The organism is Pseudomonas sp. WC1, from assembly GCF_050586565.1.
Lineage (GTDB): Bacteria > Pseudomonadota > Gammaproteobacteria > Pseudomonadales > Pseudomonadaceae > Aquipseudomonas.
Window position 1 is genome coordinate 17,898 of record NZ_JBOBDQ010000068.1, and the last position, 11,172, is coordinate 29,069.

The 11,172-nt window shown below is 66.6% G+C and carries 10 protein-coding genes; 6 read left to right on the forward strand and 4 right to left on the reverse strand.

Annotated features, from left to right (window positions below; all coding sequences use genetic code 11):
• Nucleotides 1-144: 144 nt before the first annotated feature.
• From ribA to ACQ4OD_RS23445, 3 genes are read left to right on the forward strand one after another with little or no spacing between them, the layout of a single operon-like run.
• Entirely contained in the window at nt 145-762 is a 618-nt protein-coding gene (gene ribA, locus ACQ4OD_RS23435) for a GTP cyclohydrolase II (RefSeq protein ID WP_430945012.1), read from the forward strand.
• Nucleotides 759-1,178 carry an MFS transporter gene (locus ACQ4OD_RS23440; RefSeq protein ID WP_111533279.1) on the forward strand — a complete coding sequence of 140 codons (420 nt, stop codon included), beginning with the start codon at nt 759-761 and terminating at the stop codon, nt 1,176-1,178. Before ribA ends, ACQ4OD_RS23440 begins: the two co-directional genes overlap by 4 nt.
• Complete coding sequence (locus tag ACQ4OD_RS23445; protein ID WP_111533278.1) at nt 1,178-1,990, forward strand: cobalamin-binding protein; 813 nt, start codon at nt 1,178-1,180, stop codon at nt 1,988-1,990. Before ACQ4OD_RS23440 ends, ACQ4OD_RS23445 begins: the two co-directional genes overlap by 1 nt.
• On the opposite strand, the gene ACQ4OD_RS23450 is transcribed toward ACQ4OD_RS23445, so the two are convergent.
• The 4 genes from ACQ4OD_RS23450 to ACQ4OD_RS23465 all read right to left on the reverse strand — a co-directional run bounded on the left by ACQ4OD_RS23450 (nt 1,968) and on the right by ACQ4OD_RS23465 (nt 7,123).
• Entirely contained in the window at nt 1,968-3,821 is a 1,854-nt protein-coding gene (locus ACQ4OD_RS23450; protein WP_198754403.1) for a TonB-dependent receptor domain-containing protein, read from the reverse strand. The genes ACQ4OD_RS23445 and ACQ4OD_RS23450 overlap by 23 nt on opposite strands.
• A 110-nt stretch (nt 3,822-3,931) precedes the next feature.
• A complete protein-coding gene (dxs, locus tag ACQ4OD_RS23455; protein ID WP_258599547.1) occupies nt 3,932-5,827 on the reverse strand; it encodes a 1-deoxy-D-xylulose-5-phosphate synthase in 1,896 nt (631 codons plus the stop codon).
• A gap of 169 nt (nt 5,828-5,996) precedes the next feature.
• Nucleotides 5,997-6,884: a (2E,6E)-farnesyl diphosphate synthase gene (ispA, locus tag ACQ4OD_RS23460; protein ID WP_139668164.1), complete on the reverse strand. Its 888-nt coding sequence runs from the start codon at nt 6,882-6,884 to the stop codon at nt 5,997-5,999.
• Nucleotides 6,881-7,123: an exodeoxyribonuclease VII small subunit gene (locus ACQ4OD_RS23465; RefSeq protein ID WP_011531978.1), complete on the reverse strand. Its 243-nt coding sequence runs from the start codon at nt 7,121-7,123 to the stop codon at nt 6,881-6,883. The genes ispA and ACQ4OD_RS23465 overlap by 4 nt, the downstream gene beginning before the upstream one ends.
• A gap of 220 nt (nt 7,124-7,343) precedes the next feature.
• Between ACQ4OD_RS23465 and ACQ4OD_RS23470 the strand changes: the two genes are divergently transcribed.
• The 3 genes from ACQ4OD_RS23470 to ACQ4OD_RS23480 are packed head-to-tail and all read left to right on the forward strand — an operon-like array spanning nt 7,344 to nt 11,104.
• Nucleotides 7,344-8,759 (forward strand): MBOAT family O-acyltransferase, encoded by a 1,416-nt coding sequence (locus ACQ4OD_RS23470; protein ID WP_430945013.1) that lies wholly within the window; start codon nt 7,344-7,346, stop codon nt 8,757-8,759.
• Nucleotides 8,746-9,909, forward strand: coding sequence for a DUF459 domain-containing protein (locus ACQ4OD_RS23475; protein WP_430945014.1), 1,164 nt, complete (start codon nt 8,746-8,748; stop codon nt 9,907-9,909). The genes ACQ4OD_RS23470 and ACQ4OD_RS23475 overlap by 14 nt, the downstream gene beginning before the upstream one ends.
• A gap of 1 nt (nt 9,910) precedes the next feature.
• On the forward strand, nt 9,911-11,104 hold the full coding sequence (locus ACQ4OD_RS23480) for an SGNH/GDSL hydrolase family protein (RefSeq protein ID WP_198754404.1): 1,194 nt from the start codon (nt 9,911-9,913) through the stop codon (nt 11,102-11,104).
• Nucleotides 11,105-11,172: the final 68 nt, after the last annotated feature.

The window sequence follows — 11,172 nt, forward strand, 5'->3', positions numbered from 1 at the left end:
CCGCAGTCCGCTCCCGCAGGGGCCGGTGTGGGCCATATGCATCTAACTTTTCGATCTTAAGCCACGATATTCCTCCTGCGCACCTGCGCCGGGCTGCTGATACAATCGACCGATCTGAAAAATCCTACTGCCCAGGAGCACAACGTGCCCGTCGTCTTTGTTGCCGCCTCGAAACTCCCGACTCCCTTTGCGACCTTCACCATGCATGGCTTCCTCGACGAAGCCACTGGCCGCGAGCACGTGGTGCTCAGCCTGGGTGATATCGCCGACGGCGAGCCGGTGCTGGGGCGTCTGCACTCCGAGTGCCTGACTGGCGATGCGCTGTTCAGCCAGCGTTGCGACTGTGGCTCGCAGCTGGAGGCCGCATTGCAGGCCATCGCCCGTGAAGGCCGTGGCGTACTGCTATACCTGCGCCAGGAAGGCCGTGGCATCGGCCTGCTGAACAAGATCCGCGCCTACGAACTGCAAGACGGCGGTGCCGACACCGTCGAGGCCAACGAGCGCCTGGGCTTCGCCGCCGACCAGCGTGACTACGCCATGTGCCTGCCGATGCTCGAGCACCTGGGCGTGAAGTCGCTGCGTCTGATGACCAACAACCCGCGCAAGGTAAAGGCCCTGACCGACATGAGCATCAAGGTCGCCGAGCGCGTACCGCTGCACACTGGCCACAACCCGCACAACCGCCTGTACCTGGCCACCAAGGCCGACAAGCTCGGCCACATGATGGGCAACAAGCACCAGGGCGAGGTGCCCGAGGCGTGACTCGCACAGAGGTGAAGCGGCGGCTGGCGCTGGCCTGGTGGCAGTACCTGGCCGTGGGGTTGCTGCCGCTGCCGGTGATGGCCTGGGCCTTCGGTGACGGCGAGGCGCTGATCCCGGTGCTGGCCATGCCGCTGTTCATCGCCGGTGCCGCCAGCATGTTCCTCAGCCTGCCGCGCTTCAGCGCGTACAAGCGGGCGTTGATCGCCACCGACAAGGTATTGGGCAGCGCCGAAGAACCGGCGGCCTGGATCGAGCTGGCCCGCGTGCGCCGTCTGGCCATGCTGTTCGCCTGCTTCCCGGCCTGGGTTGCCGCGCTGTCGGTGCTGGTCGGGTTGGAGGCGGTACCGCAGATTCTCCTCGCCCTGTCCACCGTGGTGCTGCTGTACCTCTATCGCATCCCACGCCAGCTCGGCTGATGCGGGCGCTGTTCGCCGGGTTTTTGCTGCTGTGTCTCGGCGCCGTGGCCGAGGCCGCGCCGCGGGTGGTCAGCCTGGCGCCGTCGATGACCGAGATTGTCCTGGAGCTACGAGCCGGCGAGTTGCTGGTCGGTGTGCTCGATGGCGGCGAGCGTCCGCCGGCGCTGGCCCGGTTGCCTTCCGTCGGCCGCCATGGCCAGCTCGACATGGAGCGCCTGTTAAGCCTCGAGCCCGACCTCTTGCTGCTGTGGCCCGGCAGCGTGCCGCCGGCCCAGCGCGACCAGCTCAGGCGCCTGGGCATCGCCACGTTCAGCGGCGAGCCCGGCAACCTCGACCAGTTGATCGACCAGATCGAAGCCATCGCCCAACGTATTGGCCGTGACCAGCAAGGCCGCGCCTATGCCGCCAGCCTGCGTGAGCGGCTGCAGGGGCTGCGCGACCGCTACCGGCGTGAGGCGCCGCTGCGGGTGTTCTACCAGGTCTGGGACAAGCCGCTGTACACCTTGGGTGGCCGGCAGGTGGTCAGCGACGCCTTGCGCGTGTGCGGGGCGCGCAATGTGTTCGACGACCTGGCTCAGCCCGCCCCGCAGGTCAGTGTGGAGTCGGTGTTGCTGCGCGACCCCGAGGTGATCCTGGCGGGCGATGAGGCGCAACTGGCCAGTTGGCGCAACTGGCCGCGGCTGAGCGCCGTGAAAGGCGAGCGCTTGCTGGTGGTGCCGGACAAAGGCCTGGAGCGGCCCAGCGGGCAGATGATCGAGGCGACTGCTCGGCTGTGTGCGTTGCTCGATGCTAGAGCGCCGGTGTCCAGGTAAGGCTCAACAGCCAGGTGCGTCCTTCTTCGCGGTAGCCGTAGTCATTGCCCTGGTAGTTGTAGAGGTTACGGCTGTAACGCTTGTCCAGCAGGTTGTCGAGCTTCAAGTCGAGCCTCAGCTCGCGAGTGGCAGCCCAGCCACCGCGAACGCCCAGCAGCCCGTAACCGCCGATGGGGGCGTTGTTGGTTTCGTCGTTGTAGCTGCTGCTCACGGCCTGCCAGCTGGCGCCAACATTGAAGCGGTCGTATTGACGGTCGATATCCAGGCTCAGCGTACGCCGCGCGCGCCGGGACAGCGTGTGGCCACTCTTGCGGTCACGCGGGTCGATCAATGCCAGGCCCAACGTCGATGTCCAGGCCCCCCATTGCTGGTCCAGCGCCATCTCGAGGCCGTTGATACGGGCCTGGGCAACGTTGCCCATGGTATTGGCATCTGCGTCGTAGCTGATGGCGTCTCGCAAGTCGGTGCGATAGAGCGAGGTTTCCAGACGGCTGCTGTCGGTCAGTTGGCTGCGCCATTGCACCTCATAGGATTTCGAGTGCTCCGGCTTGAGATCGGGGTTGCTGAAGCCGGGGTAGTACAGGTCGTTGAACGTGGGGGAGCGGAACCCCTCGCTGTAGGAAAACAGCAAGTCATTACGGGCGTTCAATGGGAGGGTCAGGCTGCCGCTCCAGGTGGTCTGGCCGCCGAACTGCTGGTTCTCGTCGTGGCGTACGCCCAGTTCGGTCGAGAAGTGCTCGTTGTGGAAGCGATGCTGGGCGAACACTGCGCGGTTCCAGCGGCTGTCCTCATTGAAATCGGTACTCGAATGCACCCGGTCCTCGTACCACTCGCCACCCAGTAGCACGCTGTTGTCGTCATCGATGGTCAGATCGTTCTGCCAGGTGACTTGGTCGCGGTAGGTGTTGAATGGCGAGCTTTGGTGCGTGAGCTTGTCGCGGCTGTCGTCGCGGTTCTCGCTGTGGGCTATCTCCAGTCGGGAATGCCACAGATCGGTAAGTTGGGCATCGAAGTAACTGCCTAGGCTGCTGACGGCGAAGTTCGAGTAGGGCACTTGCGGGCTGCTACCACGAGGTTCGTCGAACTCACGACGCCCACGGCTGTCGAGCAGGTTCAGGCCCGCTTCGAAGCGCTCGTTGAAGGTGTGGCTCAAGCTCAGGTTCAGCGAGCGGTTGCGATAAACATCATGGTCGCCATCGCTGGCATACGACGGCCCGGTCGAATCGATGCCGGCCGTCTCGTCCAGGCTGGCGCCGAGGTTGAAGCGGGTCGCGCCATCGCCACCGGAAAGGCCCAGGCTGCGCTGCCAGGTCTGGTTGCTGCCGGCCGCCAGGCGCAGGCGCGGTTGCAGGCCCTGGCCCTCGCCACGCCGGGTGAAGATCTGGATCACCCCGCCGATGGCGTCGCTGCCGTATACCGCCGAGCGCGATCCGCGCAGCACCTCCACCCGTTCGATCTGGTCGATGCCGAGAAACTGCAGGCCGCTGTCGCCGGAGGTGGCGTTGGCGATGCGCACGCCATCAACCAACACCAGGGTCTGGGCGGCCTTGGTGCCGCGCACGAAGATGCCCGGCAGGCTGCCGCGACCGCCGGTGGGCGCGACCTGCACGCCGGGCACGCGGGCGAGCAGGTCGGTGACGCTGCTGGGTTGCAGGCGGTCGATGTCGGCACGGGTGAACACCGTGTTGGCGGCGCTGGTGGCGGTACGCGACTCGACCTGGCGGCTGGCGCTGATCAGCACGTCGGGAAGCTTGAGGGCGTCATCGCGGGAAGGTTCGGCTGCCAGGGCGGCGGCGGGGAGGCAGAGCAGGGGGAGGGCGCGGATCTTCATGGGGCAGTTCCATTGCAATCGCGGGGCAAGTCGCATCGGCGCACCCCCTCTCCCACGCAGTTATCGTGGGAGCGGCGGTGCGCCGATGCGACTTGCCCCGAGATATGGCCTTACAGGCCGAGCTTGGCCATTCGGGTTTTGACGGAGGCTTCGATCCCTGCCGCATCCAGCCCGCACTCGGCCAGCATCTGCGCAGGCTTGGCGTGCTCGACATAGATATCCGGCAGCCCCAGGTGCAGCAGCGGCTTGACCACCGCTTCGCGGGCGAGGAACTCGCCGACCGCTGCGCCGGCGCCACCCATGATGGCATTCTCTTCGATGGTCACCAGCAACTCATGGCTGGCGGCCATTTCCAGCACCAGCGCCTCGTCCAGAGGCTTGACGAAACGCATGTCGACCACGGTGGCGTCGATCTGCTCGGCCACCTGCAGGGCTTCGGCCAGCTGTACGCCGAACACCAGCAGGGCAACCTTGCCACCCTGGCGGCGGACCACGCCCTTGCCGATTTCCAGGGGCTCCAGGTCGCCGCTGATCGGCGCGTTGGGGCCGGTGCCACGTGGGTAGCGCACGGCGGCCGGGCCCTTGTAGTGGTGGCCGGTGCTGAGCATCTTGCGCAGCTCGTTCTCGTCGCTCGGAGTCATCACCAGCATGCCGGGGATGCAACGCAGGTAGGACAGGTCGTAGGCGCCGGCGTGGGTCGGGCCGTCCTCGCCGACCAGGCCGGCGCGGTCGATGGCGAACAGCACATCGAGGTCCTGTACCGCCACGTCGTGGATCAGCTGGTCATAGGCGCGTTGCAGGAAGGTCGAGTAGATCGCCACCACCGGCTTGGCACCCTCGCAGGCCATGCCCGCGGCCAGGGTGACCGCGTGCTGCTCGGCGATGGCGACGTCGAAGTAGCGCTCCGGGTAGCGTTCGCTGAAGTCGATCAGGTCCGAGCCTTCCTTCATCGCCGGGGTGATGCCCACCAGGCGATTGTCGGCGGCGGCCATGTCGCACAGCCACTGGCCGAACACCGAGGCGTATTTCGGGCCGCTGGTCTTCTTCGGCGCGACCGGCTTGTCGGCTGGCTCCAGCTTGGTGATGGCGTGGTAGCCGATCGGGTCGACCTCGGCCGGGGCGAAGCCCTTGCCCTTCTTGGTCACCACGTGGAGGAACTGCGGGCCCTTGAGGTCGCGCATGTTGCGCAGGGTGGCGATCAGGGTCGGCAGGTCGTGGCCGTCGATCGGGCCGATGTAGTTCCAGCCCAGCTCCTCGAACAGCGTGCCCGGCACCAGCATGCCCTTGGCGTACTCCTCGGTGCGGCGGGCGATTTCCCAGGCACCGGGCAGGCGCGACAGCACTTTCTTGCTGCCTTCGCGCATGCTCGCGTAGGTGCGGCTGGAGAGGATCTTGGCCAGGTAGTTGGACAGGCCGCCGACATTGCGCGAAATCGACATGTCGTTGTCGTTGAGGATCACCAGCATGTCGGCGTTGACTTCCTGGGCGTGGTTCAGCGCCTCGAAGGCCATGCCGGCGGTCAGCGCGCCGTCGCCGATCACCGCGATCGACTTGCGCGGGTCGTTCTGCAGGCGGGCGGCGATGGCCATGCCCAGCGCGGCGCTGATCGAGGTGCTGGAGTGGCCGACGCCGAAGGTGTCGTACTCGCTCTCGCTGCGGCGCGGGAAGGCGGCGATGCCGTCCTTCTGGCGCAGGCTGAGCATGCGCTCGCGCCGACCGGTGAGGATCTTGTGCGGGTAGGCCTGGTGGCCGACGTCCCACACCAGCCGGTCATCCGGGGTGTCGAAGACGTAGTGCAGGGCGATCGTCAGCTCGATGACGCCCAGGCCCGCACCAAAATGCCCACCGGTCTGCCCAACGGTATAGAGCAGGTCCTGGCGCAGCTCGTCGGCCAGGGTCTCCAGGTCGGCTTCGGCCAGCCGGCGCAGGCCGGCGGGCGTGTCGGCGCGGTCCAGCAACGGCGTGACCGGGCGTTCGCGGGGGATCTCTTGAAACGTCGTGGGCATCAGGCGAGTCGTTATAGGTGTGAAGACGCGGCAGTTTACCCCATTGTAGGAAAAGCTGCCCATTCAGTCGGGTGTTGAGCGGGGGCTGCGGCGCACCCCATCGCCGGCAAGCCGGCTCCCCCAGGTATCGCGTTGTCCGTGAGCGCTGGTGTGTCGGCAGCGGCGCTGATCAGTGGCGGCGTTCGACGATGTAGCGGGCCAGCGCCCGCAGTGGCTCGGCATTCTCGCCAAAGCCTGCCAGCGCGGCCAGCGCCTGGTCGCGCAGCTCCAGGGCATAGGCCTTGGCCGCCTCCAGGCCGAGCAGGGCCGGGTAGGTCGGCTTGTCGCGGGCGATATCGGCGCCCTGGCGTTTGCCCAGGGTGGTGGTGTCGCTCTCCACGTCGAGGATATCGTCCTGCACCTGGAACGCCAGGCCAATGGCCTGTGCATAAGTCTGCAGCGCATCGAGCTGGACCTGCCCGGCGCGGGCGCTGGCCAAGGCGCCGAGGCGCACGCTGGCTTCGATCAGCGCGCCGGTCTTGTGCCGGTGCATGTACTCCAGGGCTTTCTGGTCGAGCTTCAGGCCGACCGAACCGAGGTCGATGGCTTGCCCGCCGACCATGCCCGCAGGGCCGGCCGCCTTGGCCAAGGCCTGGACCATCTGCAGGCGGATGGCGTCGGGCTGCGGGCTCAGGCGCGGATCGAGCAAGGCGCTGAAGGCCAGGCTTTGCAAACCGTCGCCGGCGAGGATCGCGCACGCCTCGTCGAAGGCCTTGTGGGTGGTCGGCTGGCCGCGGCGCAGGTCGTCGTCGTCCATGGCCGGCAGATCGTCGTGTACCAGCGAGTAGGCGTGGATCAGCTCAACCGCGCAGGCGGCGCCGTTGGCCTGCTCCGCCGGTACGCCGAAGGCTTCGCAGGCGGCGTAGGCCAGCAGCGGGCGCACGCGCTTGCCGCCGTTCATCACGCTGTAGCGCATGGCGGCATAGAGGCGCTCGAGCTCCTTGGCGGGAGCCTGGAACAACGGTTCGAGCGCCGCGTCGACCCGGGCCTGGGCGCTCGCCTGGTACTGGGCGATCATGCCTCGGGCTCCGCATCGAATGGCTGCGCGGCCAGCTCGCCGTCACGCTCCAGCAGGATCTGCACCTTCTGCTCGGCCTGGGCCAGGGCGCCCTGGCAATCGCGGGTCAGGGCGATGCCTTGCTCGAAGGCGGCCAGCGACTCTTCCAGCGACAGTTCGCCGTTCTCCAGGCGCTCGACCAGGGCTTGCAGGTCGGCGAGGGATTGTTCGAAATCGATGGAGGCTTTTTTGCGGGCCATGGCGACGGTCTCGGTGGTGTTCAGAACGGCGCGACACTAGCAGAGCGGGGCAGGGGGAGCAAATTACGCAGGGTTATCGTTCGTCGCATTTTGTTGCACTTGTTCGATGTGAGCCATCTTGCAATCTGCGAAGCAATGGAATTGTGGGGGTGGCGGCCCTCTGCCATAATCCGCGCGCTCTGGCCCGTGGGCCAGCGGCTTCCCTCCCCGACGTCATGTAATGGACTACGTTGTGAGCTTCCTCTCGATCGAATTCGGCCTCTGTTTCACGCTGTTCTTCCTGCTTTATTGGAGCCTGTGCTGGAGTGTCCGGCTGCAGAACCTGCTGCTGCTGACGGCCAGCTATGGCCTGGTGGCCAGCTTCAGCCTGCAGTCGCTTTACATCCTGCTGGGCTACAGCGTGCTGGTATACCTGCTCGGCCTGCTGGCGGGGCGCTACCCTGGACGCTGGTTTAGCCGCGTGCTGCTGTTGACGCTGGTGCTGGGCTGTTTCTACCTGTTCAAGTACCAGGCGTTCTTCGTCGAAGGCGCGCAGGCCGCACTGGCCACCGCCGGGTTCGACGTGGCGCTGCCGTTGCTGGAAGTGCTGGTGCCGATCGGGCTGTCGTTCTATACCTTCCATTCGGTCAGCTACCTGGTGTCGATCAACCGGCGCGAGCTGACGCCGTCGGCGCCGCTGGACCTGGCCTTGTACCTGGCGTTCTTCCCCAGCCTGGTGGCCGGGCCGGTCAACCGCGCCCTGCACATGCTGCCGCAGATCCGCCCGCCAGCCATGCGCCAGGTGCTGGAGCCGCAGCGGGCACTGGGGCTGATCGCGATGGCGGTGGTCAAGTTGTTCTTCCTCAGTGCCTGGCTGGGCAGCGAGTGGGTGGACCCGGTGTTCGACACCCCGGGCAGCGCCTCCCCCGAGCAGGTACTGTTGAGCGTGTACGGTTACAGCCTGCTGATCTACTTCAACTTCAGCGGCTACACCAACCTGGTCACCGGCATCGCCTTGTTGCTGGGGTTCCGCCTGCCGGACAACTTCGACGCGCCGTATGCCGCACACAACCTCAAGGAGTTCTGGGGGCGCTGGCACATCAGCCTGTCGCGCTTCATCCGCGACTACGTCTATATCCCGCTGGGCGGCAACCGCCAGGGCGTATGGCGCGGCAACCTGAACATGCTGCTGGCGATGCTGGTGTCCGGGCTGTGGCACGGGGCGAGCGTGAACTTCATCATCTGGGGCGCACTGCACGGCATGGGCCTGGCCATCTCCAAGCTGTTCAGCCAGTGGTGCCCAGGGTTCGCCAATCTGCCGGGATCGGGCTTGCTGGCGCGGTTGATGACCTTCCACTACGTGGCTTTTGCCTGGATCTTCTTCCGCAGCCCGACATTGGAGGGCGCACTGGAGATGCTCGGCGACATCGCCCAGCTCAGCCTGGCGGGCCTGAACAGTGTCACTGGCCTGATGCTGCTGGCCTGCGTGCTGTTCGTGGCCAGTTATCCACAATGGCTCGCGCTGCTGCGCCAGAGTGGCGCGGCCTTCCAGCGCCTGCCGTGGCAGCTGTATCCGATCCCGCTCGGGGTCGGTGTGTCGCTGGTGATTTTCGCTTCGCAGTCGGGCGTGCCGGGGTTCATCTATGCAAGCTTCTGATAGCAAACAGCTGTTCCAGGTACAGATGGGCGCTGCCCGTGGCCTGTACGCGATCGTGGTCACCACCGCGCTGCTGTTCTGGCTGAACCAGGACTCGATCAAACTCTACTGCCAGCAGAAGTACCACCAGAGCTGCGAAATCCCGCTGCTGGGCCAGATGCCGGCCTGGCGTACGGGGGCGCAACTGACGGCGCTGCTGGAGGCCCGCCGTGACGACCTGCTCGAGCGCCTGCAGCCGGCGCCGCAGGTAGCCGAAGCGCCGCTGCCCGAGGTCCTGCCCGCGCCGATGCCGGTGGTCACGGTCGACCTGCAGACCCCGGCGGCGCTGGCCAAACCGCTGCCGCACGGTGCGGCGCACACGCCGGCGCCTGTTCACGTGCCCGCGCCCGTCGCTGTAACCCCGTCCGTCGCGGCAGTGCCGGCGTCAGCGCCAATGCCAGCGGCAACTCCAGCACCAGCCCCGGCGCCGGTATTGCTGCAACCGGGCACCGTGGCCTCCCTGGTCGCTGGTGACGAGGTGTTCCTGGTCGGCGATTCGCTGATGCAGGGCGTTGCCCCGCACCTGGCCAACAGCTTGCGCAAGCGTTACCAGATCCGCACCGTCAACCTCAGCAAGCAGAGCACCGGCCTTGCCTACCCGGGCTTCTTCAACTGGCCGAAGACCGTGGCCGAGACCCTCGACCACGAACCGAACGTGCGCCTGATGGTGGTGTTCCTCGGCCCCAACGACCCGTGGGACATGCCCCAGGGCAAAGGCAAGCCGTTCCTGCGCTTCAAGTCGCCGGAATGGGAGGTGGCCTATCGCGCCCGGATCGATTCGATCCTCGAGCAGGCTCGCACGCACAACGTGCAGGTTATCTGGGTCGGGCCGCCGAACATGGAGAAGGCACGGCTGTCCACCGCCATGGGTTACCTCAGCGGGCTCTACCAGGAGCAGACCGCGCTGTACGGCCAGTACTACGTGTCGGCCAACCCGATCCTCGGCTACGCCGACGCCAGCTTCGCGTACACGGTGCAGACCGCGCAGGGCAAGCGGGTGAAGGTGCGGGTCGACGACGGCATTCATTTCACCATCACAGGCCAGAAGATGATCGCCGAGCAGATACTGTCTCTGATCAGCTTTCCAGGCCTGACCGTAACAGGACATTGAGATGCGCCAATGGCATCACCTGCTGGGCCTGGCCCTGCTGATCAGCGCCGCGCCGGGTTGCAGCACCGGCGCCAACAGCGTGAGCGCCCAGCCCGCGGCGCGGCCCACCGCCGCGCCCGCCAGCCGCCAGGACGGCAACGTCGCCCTGCTCGCCGGCAAGCTGCGCAATGCCGGGCGTGCCCCGGTTGCCATCGTCCAGCTGGGTGATTCGCACACCGCCGCCGACCTGTTCAGCGGCGAGCTGCGCCGCCTGCTGCAGGCACGCTACGGCGACGGTGGCATTGGCCTGGTGCCGGCCTCGCCGGTGCCGGGGATCCGTAACGACCGGGTGATCATCAAGAGCGAGAAGCGCCAGTGGGAGCTGGTGTCGGCGCGCAACCAGCAGAGCCATCAGTTTCCGCTGGGCGGCTACCTGTCGCTGCCGCAGGCCAACCGTTCCAGCGTGATGCTGCAGGCGCGTGACGAGGACCGCCAGCGCTACAAGGTCTCGGCGCTGTACCAGTCCAGCGGGAGTGCCAGCCTGCTGGTCAATGGCGGCCAGCGTCGGGTGTTGCCGGCCAGCAATGGCCAGTGGCGCTTCAGCCCGGCGTTCGCCAATGTCGGCCTGCCGGTGCAATTGACGGTGGAAGGGGGCCGTGGCGTCGCCTTGGGTGGCTGGTACCTGCAGGGGCAGAAGAATGCCGGGGTGACCTATTCGACGCTGGGCATCAACGGCGCGCGTCTGGAGGTGGTGGACAAGTGGCAGGCGGGTTGGCGCGACAGCCTCAAGGCCGTGCGGCCGGACCTGGTGATCCTGGCCTACGGCACCAACGAGGCGTTCGACGACAAGCTCGACCTGGCGCTGTACCAGGCGCAGCTCGAGGCGACCCTCACGGGCTTGCGCAAGGACCTGCCGCAGACGGCGATCCTGCTGGTCGGCCCGCCGGACTCGATCAAGCAGCGCAAGGCGCGCAGCTGCGCGGCGCGCCAGCCGCAACCGCTGGCCTCGGTGATTCGTATCCAGAAGCAGATGGCGCGCAAGCACAAGGCGCTGTTCTGGGATTGGCAAGGCTTCATGGGCGGGCCGTGTTCGATCGCCGGCTGGCAGGCGCAGGGGCTGGCGCGGCCTGATCTTGTCCATCTGACAGCCGATGGCTATCGCAAGAGTGCGGCGGGCTTGTATGAGTTTCTGAAGGGGCCGTTGGGGTTGCGTTGAGGGCAGGGTAAGCCCGCTTGTATGGTTAGACTTGAAGGGGTGGTGGGACTAAATGCCCGATTCTGACT